This is a genomic window from Autumnicola aciditolerans, assembly GCF_041679265.1.
Lineage (GTDB): Bacteria > Bacteroidota > Bacteroidia > Flavobacteriales > Flavobacteriaceae > Autumnicola.
In genome coordinates, this window is record NZ_JBGFSM010000008.1 from 93,321 (window position 1) to 117,192 (window position 23,872).

The 23,872-nt window shown below is 39.9% G+C and carries 22 protein-coding genes; 7 read left to right on the plus strand and 15 right to left on the minus strand.

The genetic code is table 11. The annotated features are described in order from the left end of the window. The first annotated feature begins 25 nt into the window (after positions 1-25). On the plus strand, positions 26-793 hold the full coding sequence (locus AB8M93_RS10360; RefSeq protein WP_373057508.1) for a hypothetical protein: 768 nt from the start codon (positions 26-28) through the stop codon (positions 791-793). A 45-nt stretch (positions 794-838) separates the two neighbouring features. Here AB8M93_RS10360 and AB8M93_RS10365 read toward each other — a convergent pair whose 3' ends face one another. Then, on the minus strand, positions 839-1,648 hold the full coding sequence (locus tag AB8M93_RS10365) for an HAD family hydrolase (protein WP_373057509.1): 810 nt from the start codon (positions 1,646-1,648) through the stop codon (positions 839-841). Positions 1,649-1,894: 246 nt separating this feature from the next. On the opposite strand from AB8M93_RS10365, the gene AB8M93_RS10370 reads away from it, so the two are divergent. The 3 genes from AB8M93_RS10370 to AB8M93_RS10380 all read left to right on the plus strand — a co-directional run bounded on the left by AB8M93_RS10370 (position 1,895) and on the right by AB8M93_RS10380 (position 6,743). Continuing rightward, on the plus strand, positions 1,895-4,375 hold the full coding sequence (locus tag AB8M93_RS10370) for a TonB-dependent siderophore receptor (RefSeq protein ID WP_373057510.1): 2,481 nt from the start codon (positions 1,895-1,897) through the stop codon (positions 4,373-4,375). Between the two features lie 67 nt (positions 4,376-4,442). Continuing rightward, entirely contained in the window at positions 4,443-5,561 is a 1,119-nt protein-coding gene (locus AB8M93_RS10375) for a PepSY-associated TM helix domain-containing protein (protein WP_373057511.1), read from the plus strand. 15 nt (positions 5,562-5,576) lie between these two features. After that, the gene (locus tag AB8M93_RS10380; protein ID WP_373057512.1) at positions 5,577-6,743 is read left to right on the plus strand and encodes a PepSY-associated TM helix domain-containing protein; all 1,167 of its coding nucleotides are present in this window, start codon (positions 5,577-5,579) and stop codon (positions 6,741-6,743) included. 55 nt (positions 6,744-6,798) lie between these two features. On the opposite strand, the gene AB8M93_RS10385 is transcribed toward AB8M93_RS10380, so the two are convergent. Continuing rightward, entirely contained in the window at positions 6,799-7,095 is a 297-nt protein-coding gene (locus AB8M93_RS10385; RefSeq protein WP_373057513.1) for a hypothetical protein, read from the minus strand. A gap of 93 nt (positions 7,096-7,188) precedes the next feature. Beyond that, positions 7,189-7,821 (minus strand): SanA/YdcF family protein, encoded by a 633-nt coding sequence (locus tag AB8M93_RS10390; RefSeq protein ID WP_373057514.1) that lies wholly within the window; start codon positions 7,819-7,821, stop codon positions 7,189-7,191. A 130-nt stretch (positions 7,822-7,951) separates the two neighbouring features. Here AB8M93_RS10390 and AB8M93_RS10395 point away from each other — a divergent pair, with 130 nt between their 5' ends. Continuing rightward, the gene (locus tag AB8M93_RS10395; RefSeq protein ID WP_373057515.1) at positions 7,952-8,584 is read left to right on the plus strand and encodes an NAD(P)H-dependent oxidoreductase; all 633 of its coding nucleotides are present in this window, start codon (positions 7,952-7,954) and stop codon (positions 8,582-8,584) included. On the opposite strand, the gene ribB is transcribed toward AB8M93_RS10395, so the two are convergent. From ribB to AB8M93_RS10415, 4 genes are read right to left on the minus strand one after another with little or no spacing between them, the layout of a single operon-like run. Continuing rightward, a complete protein-coding gene (gene ribB, locus AB8M93_RS10400) occupies positions 8,581-9,729 on the minus strand; it encodes a 3,4-dihydroxy-2-butanone-4-phosphate synthase (protein WP_373057516.1) in 1,149 nt (382 codons plus the stop codon). The two genes, AB8M93_RS10395 and ribB, sit on opposite strands and share 4 nt — an antisense overlap. Positions 9,730-9,757: 28 nt before the next feature. Then, entirely contained in the window at positions 9,758-11,206 is a 1,449-nt protein-coding gene (locus AB8M93_RS10405; protein ID WP_373057517.1) for an LptF/LptG family permease, read from the minus strand. A 1-nt stretch (position 11,207) separates the two neighbouring features. Then, positions 11,208-11,849, minus strand: a complete 642-nt coding sequence (gene lolA1, locus AB8M93_RS10410) for an outer membrane lipoprotein periplasmic chaperone LolA1 (protein WP_373057518.1) — start codon at positions 11,847-11,849, stop codon at positions 11,208-11,210. Between the two features lie 51 nt (positions 11,850-11,900). Then, positions 11,901-14,276, minus strand: coding sequence for a DNA translocase FtsK (locus AB8M93_RS10415; protein WP_373057519.1), 2,376 nt, complete (start codon positions 14,274-14,276; stop codon positions 11,901-11,903). 209 nt (positions 14,277-14,485) lie between these two features. Here AB8M93_RS10415 and AB8M93_RS10420 point away from each other — a divergent pair, with 209 nt between their 5' ends. Then, positions 14,486-15,316 (plus strand): universal stress protein, encoded by an 831-nt coding sequence (locus AB8M93_RS10420; protein ID WP_373057520.1) that lies wholly within the window; start codon positions 14,486-14,488, stop codon positions 15,314-15,316. Between the two features lie 8 nt (positions 15,317-15,324). Here the strand turns inward: AB8M93_RS10420 and AB8M93_RS10425 are convergent, their stop codons facing one another. The 7 genes from AB8M93_RS10425 to nhaC form a co-directional block, all read right to left on the minus strand. Then, positions 15,325-16,314 carry an alpha/beta fold hydrolase gene (locus tag AB8M93_RS10425; protein WP_373057521.1) on the minus strand — a complete coding sequence of 330 codons (990 nt, stop codon included), beginning with the start codon at positions 16,312-16,314 and terminating at the stop codon, positions 15,325-15,327. 34 nt (positions 16,315-16,348) lie between these two features. Continuing rightward, positions 16,349-16,717, minus strand: a complete 369-nt coding sequence (locus AB8M93_RS10430; protein WP_373057522.1) for a diacylglycerol kinase — start codon at positions 16,715-16,717, stop codon at positions 16,349-16,351. Then, positions 16,717-17,217, minus strand: coding sequence for a thiol peroxidase (gene tpx / locus AB8M93_RS10435; RefSeq protein ID WP_373057523.1), 501 nt, complete (start codon positions 17,215-17,217; stop codon positions 16,717-16,719). Before tpx ends, AB8M93_RS10430 begins: the two co-directional genes overlap by 1 nt. A gap of 135 nt (positions 17,218-17,352) precedes the next feature. Continuing rightward, the gene (locus tag AB8M93_RS10440) at positions 17,353-17,601 is read right to left on the minus strand and encodes a DUF6952 family protein (RefSeq protein ID WP_373057524.1); all 249 of its coding nucleotides are present in this window, start codon (positions 17,599-17,601) and stop codon (positions 17,353-17,355) included. Then, complete coding sequence (locus AB8M93_RS10445) at positions 17,582-17,896, minus strand: thioredoxin family protein (RefSeq protein ID WP_373057525.1); 315 nt, start codon at positions 17,894-17,896, stop codon at positions 17,582-17,584. Before AB8M93_RS10445 ends, AB8M93_RS10440 begins: the two co-directional genes overlap by 20 nt. 14 nt (positions 17,897-17,910) lie before the next feature. Further along, a complete protein-coding gene (locus AB8M93_RS10450) occupies positions 17,911-18,549 on the minus strand; it encodes a peroxiredoxin (protein WP_373057526.1) in 639 nt (212 codons plus the stop codon). A 175-nt stretch (positions 18,550-18,724) separates the two neighbouring features. Continuing rightward, the gene (nhaC, locus tag AB8M93_RS10455) at positions 18,725-20,227 is read right to left on the minus strand and encodes a Na+/H+ antiporter NhaC (RefSeq protein WP_373057527.1); all 1,503 of its coding nucleotides are present in this window, start codon (positions 20,225-20,227) and stop codon (positions 18,725-18,727) included. 415 nt (positions 20,228-20,642) lie between these two features. Here nhaC and lpdA point away from each other — a divergent pair, with 415 nt between their 5' ends. After that, complete coding sequence (gene lpdA, locus AB8M93_RS10460) at positions 20,643-22,046, plus strand: dihydrolipoyl dehydrogenase (protein ID WP_373057528.1); 1,404 nt, start codon at positions 20,643-20,645, stop codon at positions 22,044-22,046. 467 nt (positions 22,047-22,513) lie between these two features. Here the strand turns inward: lpdA and AB8M93_RS10465 are convergent, their stop codons facing one another. After that, complete coding sequence (locus tag AB8M93_RS10465; RefSeq protein WP_373057529.1) at positions 22,514-23,857, minus strand: DEAD/DEAH box helicase; 1,344 nt, start codon at positions 23,855-23,857, stop codon at positions 22,514-22,516. Positions 23,858-23,872: the final 15 nt, after the last annotated feature.

Below are 23,872 nucleotides of genomic sequence, written 5' to 3' on the forward strand. Positions count from 1 at the left end.
TTTGTGCTGGTTAAAAATTACAGTGATGAAAATTTCCCATTTATTATCAAGAAGCTGCTTCCTAGTTCTTTTTCTTTTATGCTGCGTGCTGGCACAGGCTCAGGAAACTTCGATTACGGTTAGAGCCAGGGCGAAAGACGCTAAATTTATAGGAAGCTCTATGGGAGGGGCAAGGATTCTCATTAAAAATGCAGAAACGGGAAAGATTCTTGCTGAAGGTGTTACAGAGGGAGATACCGGGAATACCGAAAAGATTATGAAGCAGGCTCATGAGCGGTATCAGGGTCTAAGTGATAACAATACGGCAGGGTTTACTGCAATTTTGGAATTAAAAAAGCCGGTGTTTGTGACTGTAGAGGCTCACGGCCCCCTGAACAGTAAACAGGCTGCGGTGACTTCTTCCACGCAACTTTGGTTATTTCCAGGTAAAGATATTACAGGAGATGGCCTTGTGCTGGAACTACCAGGATTTGCAGTGAATATTCTCTCTCACCAAACCCATGAGACTGTTGTTGCAGAAAAACACGTTGAAATAAAAGCAAATATTGTAATGATGTGTGGCTGTCCGGTAACAGAGGAAGGTTTGTGGGATGCAAATCAATATGAAATAAAGGCCATTATTAGCCGTGGGCCAAATCAATTACAAGAGATTTCCTTGGAATCTGCAGAAAAGCCAAGCACTTTTACGGCCACAACAAGATTAGATCCCGGGAATTATGATATTATGGTTTATGCTTTTGATCCCGTAAGCGGGAACAGCGGATTGGATACAACAAATGTAATTGTAAAATAGTTTTTTTTAAGAATTCTGATCTGATCTGACTTTTCTAAAACTTCTTTAAGCTTCTTTCATTTCTCCATTTAATAAGCCTAGCGATTCAATTGTTCTAAGCACCCCGTTCTCATTATTATCATGGCTGGTTACATAACGGCTGGCACTTAAAATTTCAGGATGGGCGTTCTTCATCGCGTAGCTGTATCTGGCCATTTTCATCATTTCCAGGTCGTTCAGATAATCTCCGAAAACAAGGGTTTCTTCAGGAGAAATCTGCAGTTCTTTCTGCACGCCTTCAATAGCATTACCCTTATTGGCTGTAAAAGAGGTAATATCAAGAAAAATTTTTGCAGCAACGGCAACTTTGTACTCTTCCTGAAAACTTTTATAGTGAGGTAAAGTATGTTCTTCAACTCCCTTAAAATCGCAAATAGTAACTTTAAGTATGGTGTCTTCTACTTTTTGAAGGTCTTCTACTTTTTGCAGGCGTTTATAATATTTCTGAACCTCCCCAATAAATTCTTGCTGTTCACTTTCAACATAAGCCGATTCTTTACCACATAAAACCAGATGGGCACCTTCAATTTGCCGGCCTATATCAATAAATTCCATTGCAGCCTTTCTGTCTAAAGGGTTTACATACAGCTCCTTTCCCTTATGAACCACGTGCGTCCCATTTTCAGCAAAAAAGAGCATTCTGTCCTTTATTTTTTCAAATTTTGCTTCCAGGTTATAAAACTGCCTGCCGCTGGCCACAGAAAACATAATCCCTTTTTCGGTTAAAGCTTCTTCCATTTTCCAAAAATCGGGATGTAGTTCGTGCTGGTCATTTAGCAGTGTCCCATCCATATCTGTTACAATCAGTTTAATCATGAATGTAAAATTTAAGTGCAAATATAAAGTTATCCCTTCCGGTCAAGGTTAAATCCATATCAATTTTTAAAGTAGTGTTATAGCGAAGGCTAATAATGGAAGCAGGTAAGATGCTGATGCAGAAGCAGTTAATAATTAGTTTCTATTTTCTATTTAAATTAATTCTAAATAAGCTTTTATTTTAGAAATTCCCTTTCTACATTTGTCCATTATTTAAAACAAGTCTAAATAAAAACTACTACTAAAATGATTAAAAAATACCTTTTGTTCATCTTCCTGCCGGCAGTACTTCAATCCGTTTCTGCCCAGGATACAGGAATACTTGTGGGGAGAATTATGAACAGCAATGGGGCGGCCGTCTCTAATGCCAATGTTGATATTGAAGGAACCACTATAGGAACCGAATCAGGAAGAGATGGAGCCTTCACTCTCTCCAGGATGCCGGAAGGCAATTATACCCTCAGGATTTCTTACGTGGGTTACCAGACCAGGGAAATAGCAGTTTCAGTACAAGGCGGAGGAACCACTACTGTTCCTAATATTATTTTAAACAGTAAGGAAGAGCAGCTGGGAGAAGTGGTGCTTCGTGCCAACGGAAATAACAATGTCTTTACACGTACTAAAAGTGAATATGTGGCAAAACTTCCGTTAAAGGATATCGAAAACCCTCAGGTTTATAATACTATTACCACTGAATTGATGAAGGAACAGGTGGTTACCGACTTTGATGATGCCCTTAAAAATGTGCCGGGAATCTTTAAATTATGGGAATCTACCGGAAGGGGAAATGATGGTGCAGGTTATTTTTCTCTAAGGGGCTTTTCCGTACAGCCTACCCTTGTTAATGGTCTCCCGGCGGTAACCAATGGAAGCCCTGATCCCGCCAATATCGAACGGGTTGAGGTAATTAAAGGGCCTTCAGGCACCCTTTACGGGAGCAGCCTTATTTCTTACGGTGGGCTTATTAACATTGCCACAAAAAAGCCTTACCGCTATTTTGGCGGGGATATTACCTATACCATAGGAAGCTTTGGGTTAAACCGTATTACTGCAGATGTGAATACTCCGCTGGATGAATCCGGCGATGTGGCCCTGCGTGTAAATACGGCATACAACCGGGAGGAGAGTTTCCAGGATGCCGGGTTTAAAAATTCCTTATTTGTAGCCCCTTCCCTAAGCTATAAAGTAAATGACCGCCTGTCTTTTTACCTGAACACCGAATTCTATAACGGGCAAAGCACTAATCCAACCATGCTTTTTGTAGACCGTGGAGCTCCATTAAGGGTACATAATATTGAAGAGCTGGGATATGATCCTGAACGTTCTTACACGAGTAACGATCTTGTGCTTGAAAACCCAACCTTTAGCCTGCAGGGGCAAATGTTCTATGAACTTTCAGACAAATGGACTTCCCAAACAGCAGTGTCAAGAGGTTCAGCCAAATCTAAAGGTTATTACTCCTACCTTTATGAAACCACGCGGTTTTACCAGGGCCAGGATGAAGTTGAAGGAGAAGTGACTAACCTGGATGAAGGGGTGGTCTTTACCCGCTACATGAACAACCAGAACTCTACCACGCTTACTACCGATATTCAGCAAAATTTTATCGGGGATTTTGAAATTGCCGGAATGAGAAACCGCATGGTAGTTGGTTTGGATTATTATAATCGCCAGGTGACAGACAACAGTACGGGCTATATTAGCAATGGCAATATCTATATTGGTGATGCCAGCCTGGAGAACATTAACCAGAGTGTGTATGGTATTTATGAACCTGCCGCGTATGTTACCAATAATGATAATGGAATCCTCTCCAGCCAGGGTGTGGACTATTTACTGCGGAATGCGCCCAGAAACAACAACCAGACCCAGGAAGAAGTTTACAGCGCCTATGCTTCTGATGTGATTAATTTCACCCCGGCACTTTCTGCAATGGCAAGTTTAAGGATAGACCAGTTTGAAAGTGAAACCAACAGCCAGACGGCCCTTTCTCCTAAGTTTGGAGTGGTTTATCAACCGGTATTGGATAAAGTTTCCATATTTGCCAATTATATGGATGGGTTTAGTAATGTGGCTCCACAGGAAGAAGGAGATCCTGCCCAGGGCAATACTAATACCGTAACTTTTGATCCTGAACATGCCAGGCAACTGGAAGTTGGTGCCAAATTTAATTTGTTGCAAAACAGGCTTCTGGCTACACTAAGTTACTACGATATCCAGGTCTCTAATATGGTGATGGAGGAAACCGGAAGACCATTTTTTTATGTGCAGGATGGGGAGCTATATAGCCGCGGATTTGAAGCCAGTATTACTGCTAATCCCGTGGATGGTTTGAACCTTATTGCCGGGTATAGCCACAATGAGAGCGAATTAACTGAATCTGACCAAACCGACTTTTTAGGCAGAAGGCCGGAATCTGCGGGGCCTCAGGATATGGCAAATCTATGGGCGAGTTATAAGTTTCAAATGAGTGGCCTCAAAGGCTTTGGGATTGGTTTAGGAGGAAATTATGCAGGGGAGAATATGATTTTTAACCGGCAGCTGGGAGGCGTTTTCACTTTACCATCTTACACCGTTTTTAACGCTGCAGTATTTTACAATGTTGAAAAATTCTCGATCAACCTAAAGCTGAACAATATTGGAAATAAAGATTACTATGCCGGTTGGTCCACTATCAATGCGCAAATGCCAAGGAATTTCCTGGCCAGTTTAACTTATAAATTTTAATTGTTGAATTGAAGAACAGCCGCCTGGAAATAATATTTGCTTTTCAGGCGGCTTTTTTATTTTGAAAATGAAGAATAAAAAACATAATTTCTTTAAAAAGTGGACGGGCCGGATACATCTTTGGCTGGGGCTGGCTTCAGGAATTGTTGTTTTTACTGTAGCCATTACAGGCTGTATTTACGCCTTTCAAGATGAGGTGAAAGATTTGGTTTATGAATGGCGCACGGTACAACTTCAGGATAAACCTTTTGTAAAGCCTTCTCAAATTCAGCAAAAAGTAAAACAGTTATATCCTGAAGCTGATGCCAGTATGGTGGTTTATCAAAACCGGGAAAGGCCTGCACAGGTCTATACTACCCTGCAGGGGAAACCACATCAGCTGTATTTTAACCCCTATTCCGCAGAACTTATTCACATTCAGAACATGCAAGAAGATTTCTTCAGCATTATTGAAGATCTTCACATGCACCTTCTTCTTCCGGAGAATACAGGGAGGCAGATTGTGGGAATTTCAACAATCATTTTTGTGATCATGTTAATCACAGGGATCGTGCTCTGGTGGCCAAAGAAAAAAAAGAAGTTCAGTAAAAATTTCAGCATAAAATGGAAGGCACGCTGGAGACGCGTTAATTATGACTGGCACAGGATTACGGGGATTTATGTTTCTATCCTGGCGTTGCTTATTGCAATTACAGGCCTGGGAATTTGTTATGATTGGGTGCACGAAAGTTTTTATAAAATTGGCAATTTAGGACAGGATCATCCTGAAGATCAAATTTCCATAAAAGTAAAGCCTGGGGAAGAAGTAAAGCCTGCTGCTGTAGACCATGCATATGAGCAAACCAGAAATTTGCTGCCGGAGAGCGGGATGGTATTTGTATGGCAGCAGTCGCCAGAGGAACCTGTAGTGACAGGTGCTTATCCGGAAGCCCTGGAATTTGACCATCAATCTAATTTTTATTTTGATCCGCAATCGGGAAAGCTGCTTCAATCAAAATTTTATGAGGAGAAAAGTCCTGGGTTAAAATTTCAGGAAATGAACTACGGCCTGCATACGGGACAATATTTTGGCTTCTTCGGAAAAATAATTGCTTTTATTGTAAGCTTATTTGTTGCCGGATTACCTGTTAGCGGATTTTTGCTGTGGTGGGGAAAAAGATATAAGAAAAAAAAAGAACAGCTCTAAAAAACCTGCCCTGGCATGAAAAAGAAGCGGAATCACACCCTGAAAAAATGGATAGGAAAACTCCATTTATGGCTTGGGCTGCTCTCCGGGATCATTGTATTTCTTCTTGCCGTTACCGGCTGTATATTTGTTTTTAGTGCTGAAATAAATGAGCAGATACGAAAAGATGAACTTTATGTGATTCCAGAAGAAAATCCTTTACCCGTCTCTGAACTTTGGCAAAGAGCACAGGACCATATAGGTCCGGAAATGCCAATTTCCTGGGCATATATTTACAATTCGCCGGAAAAAAGCTGGGTGTTCTATGCTTATAAAACCAATCCTGATGCTATAACCTATTTTGGAAACCTGGAATATTACAAGGCTATTTATATAAATCCATATACCGGTGAAATTCTAGACGTTTATGATGAAGAATATGATTTCTTCAATATTATTAAATTTTTGCACTGGAGCCTGTTGCTCAAAACCGAAATAGGGCAGCCTATAGTGGGATGGGCAACATTTATTTTTGTCATAATGTTAATAAGTGGTATCATTCTTTGGTGGCCAGTTAGCAGGAACGCGGCAAAACAACGTTTTTCCTTTAAGTGGAAGGATTCTACCAGCTGGAAACGTAAAAATTACGACCTTCATAACATCCTGGGTTTCTATGTTTCTTCCCTGGCGCTTATTTTGGCTATTACAGGGATGGTCTGGGCTTTTACGTGGATGAAAGGATTAGTTTATACAGCAGGAGCACTTAGTACAACACCTCCTGAAATTGAATATAAACAATCAAATCCTTCCGCAGCAAAAATAGCCCATCCCATTGATGTCGCATATCATAATGCCGTACAGGCTTATCCGGAATCAAACGGCTTTCGGTTTACGCCGGCTTCCGGAGAGACAGGGGCCATAAATGTGTATGTTCAGGAATACGAAGGGGTATACTATAAAAGCCATGCACTGCAATTTGATCAATATTCAGGAGCACTTATTAATATCCGCGATTATAAAGAGAAGAATTTTGGGGAGCGGCTAATAGATGCTAATTACGATATACACGTAGGAGCCATACTGGGTATTCCCGGAAAAGTGATGATGTTTTTTGCCAGTCTTATTTGCGGTTCTCTGCCGCTAACCGGTTTTTTAGTTTGGTGGAAGCGAAAGAGTAAATTCAAATACCTGTTCAGGTCATAAAAGCCGGGTTCAATTTAAATATATTTTGAACCCGGATTTAACTATTTTCACCTTCCTAAAAAAGTATAGCGTCTATAATCGCGCCAACTACAGCAAGAATTATAGCCAGCCATAAGGAAGGGGCAAAGCCAACCGTTCTGAAATCACTACTTAATTTATCAGCAATTTCAATAACTATGGCATAAGCAATGATGCGGGTTATAAAGCCAAGGCCCAGGAAATAGAATATTCCAAGTGTGGCAATATTTAGTACCGCGGTGAGCAACCAGCTAAGCAAAAAACTAAGCACTCCAATTATTAAAGCAACCAGTAAAGCTGTTTTGAAGCCTTTTAATTCTACTTTAGACATCATTTTTGCGGCAGCAAGTAAAACGGCAGCATCGATGCAGTAACCACTGTAACATAATTATTGGTTTTAAGGTTAGAAGTTTAAAGATAGGAAAATTTATTCCAGCCTTTTCTTTAAAGTGGTAGGTTTACCATCGGTAATTACTTCCCACAAGGCCTTAAAATTGGCAAGTTTTTCACGTCTCATCAGGCGGGTGGAGGTTTTATATTTCTTTTTATCTGCCACATAACCAATATAATTCAATCCCAGGTTTTTTGCTATAAACATGGTTCTGGGCAAATGGAACCGCTGGGTAACCACAATGGCATCTTTAATTCCTATTACTTCATCAGACCTGTACATACTGTCATAAGTATCAAAACCTGCATGGTCTTCCAGTATTTTATTTGCAGGGACGCCTCTTTGCAACAAGTAATTCTTCATTGCACCTACTTCGTCATAGTCTTCGGTTTTATGGTCTCCGGAGACAAGAAACTGCTCAACTTTACCGGCCTGGTACAGCTCTATTGCTGTTTCCATGCGATCCTCCAGCACGGGGGAAAGCTTACCGTTAGAATGTACGCTGGCCCCAAGAACAATTACAGTATTGGCAGTGGGTACATTTTCAATTTGATCATAAATGAGGTTGGCCGTATCTTTCTTGAGGTATGCTTCAAACCCCAACACGATTAAACTGGCCAGGACCACGCAAATAGAAAAAGTGAGGATAATTTTTTTTATCAGTCTCATGTAAACATGAAAGTTAAAGTGATTCGAATATAGCCAATAAAATTTGATGTATAGGTTTAATTTATCCTATTTGTAGGCACAACGATTTTTCATTGTTTAAATTTGCAAAGAATCTTTAAAATTCATTATTATGGGTAATATTGAAGCCCTGGAATGGCGATACGCGACAAAAAAATTTGCTTCTGAAAAAATTCTGCCTTCAGCTAAGATTGAGATCCTGAAGAAGGCTTTTAACCTTACCGCTACTTCTTATGGCCTGCAGCCAATAAAAATGGTGGTTATTCAGAATAAAGAAATTCAGGAGAAGCTGAAGGAATTTAGTATGAATCAACTGCAGGTAAGTACGGCGTCCCATGTATTAATTTTATGTATAGAAAAGGAAGTAGGACGGGAGTTTATTGAAAGTTATTTTACAAGGGTAAAACATATTCGTGAAACTCCCGAAGAGATCCTGAGTCCTTTTAAAGAATTTCTGATAGAAGATTTTAAAACCAAACCAGAAGATGAGATAGCCTTGTGGTCTGTAAACCAGGCTTACCTTGCCCTGGGCACGTTGCTTACTGTTTGTGCAACGGAAGAAATTGATGCCTGCCCTATGGAAGGTTTTGAACCTGGTAAATATGATGAATATTTGAAATTAGCCGAACATAATTTAAAGTCGGTACTGGTGCTGCCAATAGGTTACCGGGCTGAAGATGACATGTTCTCCAGCTTCAAAAAGGTTAGAAGGCCCTTGGAAGATGTAATAATTGAATTGGATTAGTAATTTACATAATCTGTAATTTCCAGTCCATAACCCACCATTCCCACTCTTTTTGTTTGCTGTGAGTTGGAAAGCAGTTTTATTTTATGAATTTCAAGATCATGAAGAATCTGGGCTCCAATCCCAAAATCTTTATTATCCATATGTACCGGGGGCGCTTTTAATTCTCCTCTTTTCTGAATTTCTTTTAACTCTGTTAACCTGTTGAGTAAATTACTCGACTGGTTTTCAGGATTAATGAAAACAATTGCACCCCTGCCTTCCTCATTAATGGCACGGAACATCCCGTCCAGCTTTTTATCGGCATTATTGGTTAAGGTTCCTAAAATATCATTATTAACCAAAGTAGAATTCATTCTTACCAGGATCTGTTCTTCAGGTTTCCACTTTCCTTTGGTAAGCGCTATATGCACCTGGCCATTTGTGGTTTGTCTGTATGCTTTAAGCCTGAATTTTCCAAACCTGGTTTCCACATCAAAATCTTCTTTTTTCTCTATAAGGGAATCGTGTTGCATCCTGTAGGCCACCAGGTCTTCAATAGAAACCACTTTTAGGTCAAAACGTTTTGCAACTTCCATAAGCTGGGGCAGGCGGGCCATGGTACCGTCTTCATTCATTATTTCTACAATCACCCCTGCAGGAGCATAACCTGCCAGACGCGCAAAATCTATTGCCGCTTCAGTATGCCCGGTTCTTCGCAGCACCCCGCCTTCTTTTGCCTTAAGCGGAAAAATATGCCCGGGCCTGCTTAAATCGTAAGGTTTGGTTTCAGGATCTATAAGAGATTTTACCGTTTTTGCCCTGTCTGCAGCAGAAATTCCTGTAGTAACTCCTTTGCCCTTCAGATCTACTGAAATTGTAAAAGCAGTTTCCATGGGATCTGTATTGGTACCCACCATCATTTCCAGGCGGAGTTCTTTACAGCGGTCTTCAGTAATTGGAGCACAAATAAGCCCTCTTCCATGGGTGGCCATAAAATTTATCATTTCAGGCGTTACCATTTCTGCAGCAGCTACAAAATCTCCTTCATTCTCCCGGTCTTTGTCATCTACAACAATTACCGCCTTTCCGGCCCGAATGTCATTTATAGCATCTTTAATATTGTCCAGTTTCAAAAGATTTCGGGTTTCTTTAATTTCTACCATGATGTTGAATTTTGGGATGCAAAGGTATTTAATCCTTTTTAACTTTTCCCTTTGTGATTCCGGCTTTTTTGAGGAGCCGTTTTATGGGTTCAAAAAAATTGCCCATAACAAACAATCCCTGGTCTGTAGTAGCACGATAAGTTAGAAAAATTCCCAGTGGTAACATAATAAAAGTAGAAAGCCAGGTGGCAATAAAAGGGCTCAGGCTACCATCTTCCGCAGAATTTTTAGCGAAAATACCTATAAAATGATAGGTAAGAAATAACAAAATAGCCACTACCATTGGTAAACCCATTCCTCCTTTTCTAATTATAGCGCCAAGGGGAGCACCAACAAAGAAAAGTACAAAACAGGCCACCGCCAGCGCATATTTTTCATGCAGGGCAATTTCAAACTTGTTAAGCTGTTTGGTGTTGGCCTTTATTTCATTTTTTTTAAGGTTAAGATGGGAGAGGGCTGCTTCTACAGATCCTGTGGCAAATCCGGCAATTTGAGCCGCCTGTTGTGCGCTGTATAGATCCAGTATGGAATTTCCAATTTCAGCAGTGGTATCTGCAGGCTTAAAATTCATGCCAATAGTAGTAATTCCGGTACGCCCATACATATTGTTCTTAAAGCTTTTGATCTCGCGGTTATAAGTAGTGGAAAAAGAATCTATGCTTTGGCGCAGTTCTGAAATTTTTAGCATTCCCTGGGTATTTCGATAAGTTTCATCTTCCATATCCACATCATTCCATTCAGATAGATCAATATTAATGGTATATTCTTCAAAATAACTTTTTGCATAAGGTTTATCCCTTCTTTTCCCGGGGTCATTGGGCTGGATCTCATCATAATAATTGCCATCCTTCAAAACAAGGGAAAGCACGTCTGACTCTGTGCTGCCAACCAATTCTCCTTTATTGGCTTTCATTACCGTAAAATTGCCACTTCTTGGCCCTTTCTTATGAATAATAACATCGGTAAGATACTGGCCGTTGTCCCCGCTTTTATCTTCAACTTTAATGTTAATATTTCCAACTTCATTAAAAATACCTTCAGTTATCGCCATTGCCGGCTTTAATTTGGCAATATTTTTCCGAAGGTTTATAGATTTAAATTCTGCCGCGGGAATTACATTGTTCGCAAAAAAGAAGGCGGTTAAGCTAACCAGAAAAATGAATATCGTAAGACCTCTCATGGCTCTTTGCAGGGAAATCCCGGAAGATTTCATTGCTGCAAATTCATAATTTTCAGCAAAATTACCGAAGGTCATAATAGAGGTGAGCAAGATGGTAAGGGGCAGGACCAGCGGAATAAGCTTTGGCGAGAAGTAAAGCAAAAATTTAAAGATAATTTCTGCATCAAGGTCCTTTCCCGCCAGTTCACCTATGTACAGCCAAATAGTTTGCAGTACAAAGATGAACATGAGAATTACAAATACGGAAAAGAAGGTCTTGAGGTAACTGGTTAATATGTACCGATCTAATATTTTCAATCTAGTCTAATCTGTTAATGTAGTAGTTGGAATACCTGTCGGCGTCAAAAGTAAAGAGATTTTGGGCCAAAGGCTGATCGGTTTTAAAACTTTTTACGGTAATGGTGATTTTTGTTCCGTTATCCTGCGTCTGGATAAGGTTGTAGATGTTCTTGGTTTGCGTGTCAATACCCAGGAGGATATTTTTTACTTCCGCATCACTGTCTTTTGGGATGAGTTTTACATACTGGATTTTTCTTCCTTTTACATCCTGGGTAATGTCCCATTTATAATTATAACCATCCTGATAGAAGGTAAACATTTTTGAGGGAGTGATGCTGTTGCTGTCTTCTTCAACATAATTGGAGATATTTATTTCTTCGTCTTCAGGAATAATGGTGTAGATTTTTTTTCCGTCAAACATCTGGGTGGTACCCATAAGGTTTAAAACATATTTATCGCCTTTAATGCTTACATCCCCACGGGTTTCCTGGCTTACATTTTCAGCGGTATTTTCCAGGGCATATTTAAAGTCAATTACCATATTATCGTAAGATTTTACTTTGGAAGAAACTTCGTTTAGCAATGCTTCAGCTTTATCAGAATTCTGGGCGCTCAATCCCATGCTTATAAGAGCAGTAAATAAAAAGATTAATTTTTTCATTATCAGTGGTCATTTTTCAGGCGCTAATTTAACTTTTTTGCCTCTATGGCTTTAAGAGCCTTCATTTAATAATTGTTCCAGTGCTGCTAAATCTGTAATTAAAACCTGCCTTGCCTTGCTGCCTTCAAAAGGGCCCACAATGCCAGCGGCCTCCAGTTGGTCTATTATTCTACCGGCGCGATTGTACCCAAGTTTTAATTTACGTTGTAGCAGAGAAGCCGAGCCCTGCTGGGCGGTTACAATAACCTCTGCGGCTTCCCGAAAGAGCTTGTCTCTTTCGCTCACATCTATATCAAGTCCTGTGCCATTCTCCTCGCCTTCGTATGCCGGCAGCAGGTGCGCATCTGGATAAGCTTTCTGCGAGCCTATAAATTCGGTGATTTTATCAACTTCAGGCGTGTCTACAAAAGCACACTGTAAACGTTTCATTTCACTCCCCTGCGTGAAAAGCATATCCCCGCGGCCAATTAACTGATCTGCTCCCTGGCTGTCCAGGATCGTCCTGGAATCTATTTTGGAAGTCACTCTAAAAGCTATACGGGCCGGGAAGTTGGCCTTAATAATACCTGTAATCACATTTACTGACGGCCTTTGTGTGGCGATAATCAAATGTATCCCTACAGCCCGGGCAAGTTGTGCAAGGCGGGCAATTGGGGTTTCTACTTCTTTTCCTGCCGTCATGATTAAATCTGCAAACTCATCTACCACCAGGATGATATATGGCAAAAATTTATGTCCGTTCTCGGGATTAAGTTTCCTGTTCCTGAATTTAACGTTGTATTCCTTAATATTTCGCACCATTGCATCCTTCAGCATTTCATAGCGATTGTCCATTTCAATACACAGGGAATTAAGCGTATGGATCACTTTGGTGTTATCGGTAATAATAGCTTCTTCGGTGTCCGGCAGTTTTGCCAGGTAATGTCTTTCAATTTTGTTGAAAAGGGTAAGCTCCACCTTCTTTGGATCTACGAGTACAAATTTTACCTCGGCGGGATGTTTGCTGTAAAGCAGGGAAGTGAGAATGGCATTTAATCCAACAGATTTCCCCTGGCCGGTGGCACCAGCCATTAACATGTGCGGCATTTTGGCAAGATCTACCACAAAAGTTTCGTTAGAAATGGTTTTTCCAAGTGCCATGGGCAGTTCCATTTCGGCATTCTGAAATTTAGGGGAAGCAATTACCGAACGCATAGAAACGATGGTAGAATTTTTATTGGGAACTTCTATCCCTATAGTTCCCCGTCCAGGGATTGGGGCAATAATTCTGATTCCCAGGGCTGATAGTGAAAGGGCAATATCATCTTCCAGGTTTTTAATTTTTGAAATTCGAATCCCGGCTTCCGGTACTATTTCATAAAGAGTTACGGTTGGGCCCACGGTAGCCTTAATCTGGGCAATTTCAATTTTATAGTTTTTGAGGGTTTCAACAATCCGGTTCTTGTTTTCCTCAAGTTCCTGTTGATTAATAGTAATCCCTCCACCATAATCCTTTAAAAGTTCTAAAGTGGGAAATTTATAGTTGCTCAATTCCAATGTAGGGTCAAATTCGCCAAAATCCTTTACTGCCTTGGCGCTAAGTTTATCTTCATCTAATTCATCTTCCTCGGGAGCGGTTTCCACCTGCATTTCCACTTCTTCATTTTCTTCTGTGCTTTCTTCCGGCTGCGGGGGAGGAGTGGTTTTTTTCTTTTCAGAATTTGGGGTAAGCTTTATTTCTGAAGCTGCTTCTGCTTCCTTAGCATCCTTACCTAATACTTCTTCTTTCCAGTCTTTTTCTTCTTCGGTTTCCGGAATATTTTCTTTTTCCTTTTGGAATTCAGACTGGAAATCCTTTTTTGAAGATTTAATATAATTTCCTACCAGTTCCGGGGTTACCTTTAATCTCAACGTGAGGTAAACCATAAAGAGGAAAAGCATTAACAAAACGGTTCCGAAGAAACCGAGATAATCCTGAAGAAAATCGTTTATTTCAAACCCAACCCTGCCGCCAAGAAGGGAATTGTCTGCGGCAAAAAATCCAAAAAATATGGAAAGCCAGATCATTACCAGTATTCCCCAGAACCAAAATCTTTGAAGGTTCTGCTTTTTTAAGTCGAAGAAAAGATAAATACCGGTTAGGCTCACCAAAAAACCAATAATAAAAGCGGCGATCCCAAAACCCTGGTAAATAAAGAAATCACTAATAAGGGCTCCAAATTTGCTTAACCAGTTCTTGGTCTCCACTTGCCTTTCAGCAAAATGATTGAGAGCGCTTTGATCTGCCTGCCAGTTAAAAAGGAAGGATACAAAAGCTACTATAAGGGCCAACCCGAACAACATTAAGAAACTGCCAAAAACCACTTTTTGCTGCCTGTTTAATTTAAAACGGGACCTGGAAAAGTTTTTTGTGGGTGTTTTTCTTGTTTTAGCCTTCTTTTTAGCCATAAATGATTTGGAGTATTTCGGCAAAAATACAAATTAGCCTCATCTAAAATAAGGAAAAGGCGCAGGTATTTAAAATTAACATTTCTCTGTAAATACAGAACGCAAAATCGGGTAAAATATGATTTTTATCATCTTAGAATACATGAAAACCAACTTCCTTTAACCTGATAAAATTTGTAAATTTAAACAGGGATTTAAAACACAGGATCATGAAAACCATTATTGTTGCCACCGATTTTTCTCCTGAAGCTGAAAACGCCCTTCTTTATGCTGCAGGCTTTGCAGGTAAAATTCAAGCCAGGATCATTCTTTTTAATTCTTTTAATATTCCTATCCACCTGGGAAATTCTATTTTGCCAGCAGAAGCTTTAAACAAACTGGAAGAGGAAAACAAACAGTTACTGCAAGAGAAATGTAAATGGTTATGGGAAGAGAAGCACCTGGAATCCCACTACGAGTCTGGGCTTATGCTGGAAGTAACCATAGAACTGGAACGCCTTTTTAAAAAATATAAGGCCGATTTGATAATCATGGGAATGGCCGGGAAATCTGTGGCACAGGATATATTTGGAAATACTACCACTTCAGCAATTATGAAGCAAAGTTATCCAGTATTAGCTGTACCGGTAGATGCCGAATTCTCCGGCATTAAAAACATCCTTTTTGCTTATGATGAAATGAATGAAGGGAAGCATGAGATTTCTATGAAAATATGCGAGCTAGCTGATTTCTTCAACTCAAAAATTGAAATTTTCCATGTGCAGAAATTGATGAAAAGAAGGTGTGAGAGTGCGCTTATAGAAGAAGAATTTACAGATGTGGTCCACCACTACAGGGAAGTGGAATCTAATGAAATTATTAAAGAAATAGAAAAAGAGATTAAACGTTTACCTGCGGACTTGCTCATAATGGTGCCCCAAAAATACAACTTTTGGGAATCCCTGCTACACAGGAGCAAAACAAGGATAATGGCTTCTGGAGCTGCCATTCCTGTGTTGAGCCTTCCCTTACTTACGGTGGAAGGAGAGGGCGCGGTTTAGACCGCTTTCTATTTTATAAATTCCAGGAGTGGTTCTATAAAACGATCAAAAGCTTCAATATGAGGAAGGTGTCCCACGTTTTCTATTTCAACCAGTTTTGCATTTGGGATTTCTTGTGCAGTTTCTTTTCCCAGTTGGTCATACAGCCCCATGGTCGCCTTTACCTCTTCAGAAACCAGATTTTTCCCCAGTGCCGTCCGGTCCCGTGTGCCAATAATAAGCAGAGTAGGAACCTCAATTTCTTCAAATTCATACACCACTGGCTGCGTAAGGATCATGTCATAGGTAAGGGCAGAATTCCAGGCGATAAGAGAATAATCTTCATTAAGCGTCCAGCCTGCCAGTAATTTTGCCCATTTCGCGTAATCTTCGTTCCACTCTCCTGCATAATAACTTTCTTTTTCGTAGTTTTTTATACTTTCATAATCTTTTTTAAGCTCCTGCTGGTACCAGTCATTTACACTCTGATAAGGTATTTTTAGTTTCCAGTCCTCCAGCCCTATGGGATTTACTAGAATGAGTTTTTGAGTGAGTTCAGGATACATTAACGTAAACCTGGTGGCCAGCATACCGCCCATAGAATGTCCTAAAACATCCAGCTGTTTTATTCCTAAAGAGTCGATGAGTTTTTTAGTGTTTAAAGCAAGCTGCTGGAAAGTGTATTGAAAATATTCCGGTTTGCTGGATTTTCCAAAGCCAATTTGGTCCGGAACGAGTACAGAAAATCCTTCTTTAGTTAAGGCATCTATAGTGGTCGCCCAGTATGCCCCATTAAAATTTTTCCCATGCAGCAGCATTATTGTCTTTCCATTGGAATTTTCTGGCTCCACATACATGAAAGCCATTTCGTAAATATTTTGCTGGGCATTAACTTTAAAAAAGGATACGGGGTAGGGATATTTGTAGTTCTCCAGCCTAAGGCCAAGTTCTTTAACCTTTTCCTGGGCAGAACCCAGAACACATAGAAAGCAAAAAAGGATGAGGAGGTATTTCTTCATATTAATTTGATATAATTTCGAATCTATTCAGGAACTAAAAAGTTGTGATATACGGAATATAAATAAAACCTGCTATGATCACTGCAATTACGGCGGTGAAAAAAACGGCACCTGCAGCAACATCTTTAATATGGCCAATTTTGCTGTGAAAGTCGGGATGAACAAAATCTGCCATAGCTTCTACAGCGGTGTTTAAGCCTTCACATCCCATTACAAGGCCAATGGCCAGAAACTGAAACATCCATTCTGTAGCGGTTATATTAAAATAGAACCCGGCAACTGTGACTCCTATTGCAATTACAAACTGCACCTGCACACTTGGTTCGTGCCTCAACAATAACCATGCGCCCTTCATAGCATAGCCTCCTCCTCTAATACGTTTTCCGAGGAAACTATCTCTCATTATAACAGGGTTTTTAGCGCTGCAAGATAATCTGGTTCTTCAGCAATATCTGGCACCTGCTGGCTGTGGATTACATTTCCGTTTTCATCCAGTACAATTACTACCCTGGAAAGCAAGCCCTCTAGGGGGCCGTCTATCATTTCCAGCCCGTAATCCTTTCCAAAGTTGCGTTCTTTAAAATCAGAGAGATTTATTACCTTGTCTAATCCTTCATCGTCAACAAACCTTTTTTGTGCAAAAGGAAGATCCCTGGAAATACAAAGTACCACCGTATTCTTTAAATCTGTGGCTTTTTCATTAAAATTGCGTACTGAGGTTGCGCAAACTCCTGTATCAATGCTCGGGAATATGTTCATAATTACCCGTTTCCCTTTAAAATCGCTTAAGGTAGCGGTGGAAAGATCGGTTTTTATTAATTCAAAATGGGGTGCTCTTTCATCTTTGGCAGGGAGATCTCCATAAGTCGTAATCTGTTCTCCCTTAAAAGTTATCTGTGACATACTATTTTTTTTTTGATTCCTAAATTTAGGATTAAACTTATTGAGTAATACTAAAATTATCATAAAAACAAAAAGGCTGCTTTATTTTCTAAAGCAGCCTGATTTTAAAGGGTATTCCGGTTAAAAAGAAGGGTGTTATTTATCAATAGACCCTAAAACTTTCTTTACGAAATTATTTGCAGCGTCCATTTCAGAATCGCCATTTTCTATCATTTTATGAACTTCTACAGCTCCGCAAAGATTGGTAAGCAATTCCCCTATTACATCCATCTCTTCTTCTGAAACAGATCTGTGCTCGGTGAAATTTTCCAACACTTCAATAGTGCTTTCAAGCTTTTCAACCTCGTTGTTACGCTGAAGGTGTTTAATTACTGGTAACTTCATTCACTAAATCTTTTAATGGCTCAAATTTATTAGTCTGAACCTGGTTCACAAAATCTCCGTTTTTGAAAGTTGCAAAAGTTGGAAGATTATTTACATTGGCAAGTTTTCTTGACTCCGGATATTTTTCAGCATCTACCATTAAGAATGTTGCGTTCTCATTTTCTGAAGCAAGTTTTTTGAACTTAGGCTTCATCAAACGGCAGTTACCGCACCATCCGGCCATGTACTGTACCACAACCGTTCCGTTTTCAGCAACTATTTCGTTTAAATTGTCCTTATCTAACTCTTTTACCATAATTGTTTTTCTTTTTAATTTAAGCTTAGGTAAGAAGCAACACCTTCTCTGTCTGCATTCATACCTTCTTTTCCTTCTTCCCAGTTTGCCGGGCATACTTCTCCTTTTTCCTGTACGTGTGTATAAGCATCGATTAATCTTAGGAACTCATTTACATTTCTTCCAAGTGGCATATGGTTTACACCTTCATGGAAAATAGTTCCTTCCTCATCAATAAGGTAAGTAGCGCGATAGGTTACATTATCTCCTTCAACAGTTAAATCACCGGTTTCATCATCGTAAGATTCATTAGTGATATCCAGAATTCCTAATCTTGAACTTAGGTTCCTGTTGCTGTCTGCAAGAATTGGATACGTTACGCCTTCAATTCCTCCATTGTCTTTAGGAGTGTTTAACCAGGCAAAGTGCACCTCCGGAGTATCGCATGATGCCCCAATTACCATTACATTTCTTTTCTCAAATTCCTCTAAGGCTTTTTGAAAAGCATGAAGTTCGGTTGGGCAAACAAAGGTGAAATCTTTTGGATACCAGAAAAGAAGAACTTTTTTATTATTTTTTTGAGCTTCTTCAAGAACGTTAAGTTTAAAAGTGTCACCCATTTCGTTCATTGCGTTCACACTCAAATTTGGAAATTTTCTTCCTACTAATGCCATAATTATTCTATTTTAATTTGTTTATTTCTGTTTTTTAATCTGGTGCAAAATTACTCAATGTTCTCGGGTAAAAAAGAGGTTGAAATTTTTAAAATTTATGCAATAATAGGATTTACCTATTTCGATTTGTATTTAAAATAAGTCTCTTCTATCCAGCTTGTAAGCCCTGAAAATTTTACACTTCTGAAAGTTCTGAAGGAGCGGGTTTTTCCCTTAGCTGCCTGATTTTAATATTTAAAGCAGCAAAAAGTAAGGTCATAAACGGGCTAAGATAATTGAAGATTGCATATCCAAAATAAGAAGCTACCGGTACACCTAAAACTCCGCTATGGTATGCACCACAGGTATTCCACGGCACCAATACCGATGTTACGGTACCCGAATCTTCCAGGGAACGGCTAAGATTTTCCGGGGCAAGGCCTTTATCTCGGTAGGCTTTTGCGAACATTTTTCCCGGTACCACAATGGCAAGATACTGGTCTGATGCCGTTACGTTAAGGGCGATACAACTAAAAACCGTACTGGCAAACAATCCAAATACAGTATGGAACATATTAAGTAAAGCCTTGCTTATTCTAGCAAGGGCGCCTATGGCTTCCATAATGCCTCCAAATACCATCGCGCATATGATGAGCCAGATTGTGCCCAGCATCCCGGCCATTCCACTGGAAGCAAAGAGATCATTAAGGGCTTCAGAATCGGTTTGTACGGCAGTATCAACCGTAATGGCATTCATTATTCCTCTGTAACCGCTTATAAAATTAAGTTCATTACTACCACTTACTTCTTTAATGCTATCGGGTTGCACAATAATTGCGGCGGCAGCTCCCAGCAATGTTCCAATAAGCAGAGCTACAAGAGGAGAGGTTTTTCTAACAATAAGAAAAATTACAAAAACCGGAACGGCAAACAGCCACGGACTAATATTAAAGGCGGCATCAATAGAACCTAAAATAGCTGAAGTATCTGTAGTACCCGTGGTATCCAGGTTCAGTCCGATGATAATAAATGCGATAAGTGTAATGGTGATGGTTGGAACTGTAGTAATAGCCATATACTTAATATGGGTGAACAGATCTGTTCCCGCCATGGCAGGAGCCAGGTTGGTGGTATCACTTAGAGGCGACATCTTGTCTCCAAAATATGCTCCCGATAAAATAGCCCCGGCCGTCATTCCAAGAGGAATACCCAAAGCATCAGCAATTCCAATAAGGGCAATACCAACAGTGGCCGACGTGGTCCAGCTACTTCCGGTGGCAACCGAAATTACTGAGCAGATCACCACAGTAGCAGCAAGAAAAATGGTGGGATTCAAAATTTGAAGCCCGTAATAGATCATGGTGGGGATAATCCCGCTCACCATCCACGTGCCTGCCAGAGCCCCAACCATTAAAAGGATAAGAATAGCGCCTGCCGTGCTTTGAATATTGCGGGCAACTTCATCTATCATATCGTCGAACTTCACCTTATTAAAATACCCCACAATGGCAGCTACCGCACCTCCAAGCAAGAGTATAAACTGGTTGGAACCGCTTAAAGCATCATCACCATATACATAAAGTACATTGAAACCGAGCATTAAGATTAAGGCAAAAACGGGAATAAGTGCTTCCCAGATATTAAGCTCCTTGTTTTCAATTACAGGTTCATTTTCAAAGGTGGTTTCCCTATTTTCCATGTAGTATTTTATTATTCAGAAACTGTAAAAACAAAGCCTCACAATAGATCTGGATTACCAAATTTATTGTGAGGCTTAGAGTTTTAAAACCAGTCTTTAATTTTGATCATATTTTTCTGATCGTAATTTTACGACTTTAGGTTCAATCCTGCAAAAATTTAAGCTATTTCAGCTCTCCAAACTTATTGCATATAATATTCAGAATAAGGGAAAGAAGAGGAGCTAATTACTATAAGTAGATCATACTATGTGATCTTAACCGGTGATAGTCCTATTACTATTTAAAAAGTCATGCCGTGATTAAAGCGGTAGTTCTTAAAGTTTTATAAAGGCCGTTTCCCCCATTGGTCATTGTATAGAATAGTCGTACTTTTGTGTTCAATTTGTTAAAAAATCAACATAAAAACATACAATTATGAGTAAATATGATGTTGCGGTTATAGGTTCAGGCCCCGGGGGTTACGTGGCGGCCATACGCTGCGCGCAATTGGGAATGAAAACTGCGATCATAGAAAAATATTCAACTCTTGGCGGTACCTGCCTTAATGTAGGATGTATCCCAAGTAAAGCATTGTTAGATTCCTCACACCATTATCATGATGCTATTACACATTTTGAAGAACACGGGATAGAAATTCCCGGTGAGGTAAAGCTGAATCTTGAAAAGATGATGGATCGTAAATCTTCTGTGGTAAGCCAAACCTGTGACGGGGTGAAATTCCTGATGGATAAAAATAAGATCGATGTGATTGAAGGGGTTGGTTCTTTTAAGGACAAAACCCATATAAATATTGAAAAGGATGGCGAAACTAAAACCATCGAAGCTAAAAATACCATTATCGCAACGGGTTCTAAACCTGCAAACCTGCCTTTTATAGAATTGGATAAGGAGCGGGTAATCACTTCTACGGAAGCACTTAAACTGAAGGAAATTCCCAAGCACATGATCGTGATTGGAGGAGGAGTAATTGGGCTGGAACTCGGCCAGGTTTACCGCCGCCTTGGCGCTGAAGTTACCGTGGTGGAGTTTATGGATAGAATAATCCCAACCATGGATAGCGCGCTTTCTAAGGAACTTACCAAAGTACTTAAAAAACAAGGCGTGAAATTTCATTTGAGCACTAAAGTGAAATCTGTGAAAAGAAATGGAGAGGAGATCACAGTGAAAGCCGATGATAAGAAAGATAAGGAGATCGAGTTAAAAGGAGATTACTGCCTGGTTTCTGTTGGGCGTAAACCTTTTACAAAAGGCCTGAATGCTGAAGCGGCCGGTGTGGAGCTCGATGATAAAGGAAGAGTGAAAGTGAATGATCATCTTCAAACCAATGTGAATAATATCTATGCTATTGGTGATGTGGTTCGGGGGGCAATGCTTGCACATAAAGCCGAAGAAGAAGGAACTTTTGTTGCGGAAACCCTTGCAGGACAAAAACCGCATATTGATTATAACTTAATTCCCGGTGTGGTTTACACCTGGCCAGAAGTTGCAGCGGTTGGAAAAACGGAAGAGCAACTTAAAGAAGAAGGTATAAAATATAAAGAAGGTAAGTTTCCTATGCGCGCTTTGGGACGCTCCCGTGCTAGTGGGGATCTTGATGGTCTTATAAAAATTCTTGCAGATGAAAAGACCGATGAGGTTCTTGGGGTGCATATGATAGGCGCACGTACTGCCGATCTTATTGCTGAAGCGGTTACTGCGATGGAGTATCGTGCTTCTGCTGAAGATATCTCCCGTATGAGCCATGCGCATCCAACATTTGCTGAAGCGGTAAAAGAAGCAGCTCTGGCAGCTACAGATAACAGGGCTTTGCACGTGTAAGAGTGTAATAATATAGGTAAGGCCATTTTAGAGAGTTCTTTTTTCTAAAATGGCTTTTTTAATTCCGGTAAGCTAATTTCGGCAACAAAAGAGGTGGAAATAAAAAATACAAAAAGAAGCGAAAAGTTTTTAAATTTTATGTCATAACATTTACTACTTTTAACCGTTAATTTCTAATTGTCAGAATCATGAGTAAAGAAAAATCCCCTTCAAAAAATTCGGCTAAAAAAGAGCCGGTTCTAAGTTTAAAGGAAAAGCGTGCCGCCAAGGCAGCTAAGAAAAAAACCAGAACCTAATTTTAAATTATAGGATAACAGGCTGTATAAAAACCCAGAAGAAAAACTTCTCTATTTTTATGCAGCTTTTTCTTTGAGTAAAGAACTGAAGAAGGACTATTTATTCAATGAATTGGCAAATAGTAAGCTCGAATAAATAAAAATTTTTAAGCCGGTAAGGGGAATATTTCGCTATTTCTTTTTATTTCTATGGGCATTTTTATCGCCCCTGGTTTTAGGCTTCTTGTATTTCTTTCCAATTTCGCGCCGGTAAGAACCTCCAAGATTTTGCTTCTTGTTTTTTTCCTTTTTCTCATGAAAGGCAGGGCCCGCTTGTTCTGCTTTACCGTGCGGATTGTTAATTTCAATCGCCCGGGGTTTTTCCTCGGGGATTAATTCGGTAGAAATTTCTACTTCTTCCGGAAGTTTAGCCTGCGGAATCTTCATATTCATTAATCCTTCAATAGCACTAAGCTTTTCCGCTTCCTTTTCAGTAACAAATAATAGCGAATTGCCTTTTTGCGCTGCACGCCCTGTTCTTCCTATTCTATGCATGTAATTTTCGGGATATGAAGGAACATCCAGGTTGATTACATGGCTAATATTATTAATATCCAGCCCTCTCGCCATAACATCGGTAGCAATCAGTATGCGGCAAAACCCATCTGCAAATTGCCTCAGGCTTCTTAACCTGTAATTCTGTCCTTTTCCGGTATGGACTACTGCGGCTTCCTCGGCAAATTGAGGACTTAAGCTTTCAAAAAGACGGTCTGCAAGGCGTTTATTTTCGGTGAAAACTAGCACTCTTTGGAAAGTATCTTTATCGGAAAGCAGGTACTTCAAAAAGTTAGCTTTAGTATTAAAATTTAGAATTTCATACACCTCTTGCGAGATGTTTTCCAGAGGAGTACCACTTACCGCTACCGAAATTTTTTCCGGAGCCTTAAAACTGGCCTCAATCAGTTTCTCAACATTTTCGGTCATGGTGGCAGAAAACATGATACTTTGCCGGTTTTCAGGAAGTATTTCCAAAAGGTTAATAATTTGAAATTTAAAACCCAGGTCCAGCATGACATCCACTTCATCTATTACCATTTTTTGAATAGATTTCAGCAACACGGCTCTTCTTAAAACAAGGTCGTAGAGCCGCCTTGGGGTGGCCACCACTATATCCTGGCCCTGCATTAAATCCTGGTGTTGTGTGTTGATATTCACCCCGCCATAAACTCCGGAAACCCGTAAATTAATATATTTTGCCAGCTTCTCAATCTCTTCCACTACCTGAACCACCAGTTCCCGCGTGGGTACCATAATGAGAATACGCGGATTTTTTTGTTCAGAATATTTAAGCATCCTCAATAAGGGAAGAAGATAGGCGAAGGTTTTTCCCGTACCGGTTTGTGCAATTCCCACCACATCTTTGCCAGACATAATAGAAGAAAAAGCCTGTTCCTGGATGGGAGTTGGAGTATGAAAATTCATATCCTCCAGCGCGTTGCGCAAAGGAGTGTTTAAGTTAAGGTCCTGAAATGTCAAAATGTGATGTTTAAT

Excerpts from the sequence above, each read along its gene's own strand:
- AB8M93_RS10360 (WP_373057508.1), top strand. The coding sequence starts at position 26 with ATGAAAATTTCCCATTTATTATCAAGAAGCTGCTTCCTAGTTCTTTTT.
- AB8M93_RS10365 (WP_373057509.1), bottom strand. The coding sequence starts at position 1,648 with ATGATTAAACTGATTGTAACAGATATGGATGGGACACTGCTAAATGAC.
- AB8M93_RS10370 (WP_373057510.1), top strand. The coding sequence starts at position 1,895 with ATGATTAAAAAATACCTTTTGTTCATCTTCCTGCCGGCAGTACTTCAA.
- AB8M93_RS10375 (WP_373057511.1), top strand. The coding sequence starts at position 4,443 with ATGAAGAATAAAAAACATAATTTCTTTAAAAAGTGGACGGGCCGGATA.
- AB8M93_RS10380 (WP_373057512.1), top strand. The coding sequence starts at position 5,577 with ATGAAAAAGAAGCGGAATCACACCCTGAAAAAATGGATAGGAAAACTC.
- AB8M93_RS10385 (WP_373057513.1), bottom strand. The coding sequence starts at position 7,095 with ATGATGTCTAAAGTAGAATTAAAAGGCTTCAAAACAGCTTTACTGGTT.
- AB8M93_RS10390 (WP_373057514.1), bottom strand. The coding sequence starts at position 7,821 with ATGAGACTGATAAAAAAAATTATCCTCACTTTTTCTATTTGCGTGGTC.
- AB8M93_RS10395 (WP_373057515.1), top strand. The coding sequence starts at position 7,952 with ATGGGTAATATTGAAGCCCTGGAATGGCGATACGCGACAAAAAAATTT.
- ribB (WP_373057516.1), bottom strand. The coding sequence starts at position 9,729 with ATGGTAGAAATTAAAGAAACCCGAAATCTTTTGAAACTGGACAATATT.
- lolA1 (WP_373057518.1), bottom strand. The coding sequence starts at position 11,849 with ATGAAAAAATTAATCTTTTTATTTACTGCTCTTATAAGCATGGGATTG.
- AB8M93_RS10415 (WP_373057519.1), bottom strand. The coding sequence starts at position 14,276 with ATGGCTAAAAAGAAGGCTAAAACAAGAAAAACACCCACAAAAAACTTT.
- AB8M93_RS10420 (WP_373057520.1), top strand. The coding sequence starts at position 14,486 with ATGAAAACCATTATTGTTGCCACCGATTTTTCTCCTGAAGCTGAAAAC.
- AB8M93_RS10425 (WP_373057521.1), bottom strand. The coding sequence starts at position 16,314 with ATGAAGAAATACCTCCTCATCCTTTTTTGCTTTCTATGTGTTCTGGGT.
- AB8M93_RS10430 (WP_373057522.1), bottom strand. The coding sequence starts at position 16,717 with ATGAGAGATAGTTTCCTCGGAAAACGTATTAGAGGAGGAGGCTATGCT.
- tpx (WP_373057523.1), bottom strand. The coding sequence starts at position 17,217 with ATGTCACAGATAACTTTTAAGGGAGAACAGATTACGACTTATGGAGAT.
- AB8M93_RS10440 (WP_373057524.1), bottom strand. The coding sequence starts at position 17,601 with ATGAAGTTACCAGTAATTAAACACCTTCAGCGTAACAACGAGGTTGAA.
- AB8M93_RS10445 (WP_373057525.1), bottom strand. The coding sequence starts at position 17,896 with ATGGTAAAAGAGTTAGATAAGGACAATTTAAACGAAATAGTTGCTGAA.
- AB8M93_RS10450 (WP_373057526.1), bottom strand. The coding sequence starts at position 18,549 with ATGGCATTAGTAGGAAGAAAATTTCCAAATTTGAGTGTGAACGCAATG.
- nhaC (WP_373057527.1), bottom strand. The coding sequence starts at position 20,227 with ATGGAAAATAGGGAAACCACCTTTGAAAATGAACCTGTAATTGAAAAC.
- lpdA (WP_373057528.1), top strand. The coding sequence starts at position 20,643 with ATGAGTAAATATGATGTTGCGGTTATAGGTTCAGGCCCCGGGGGTTAC.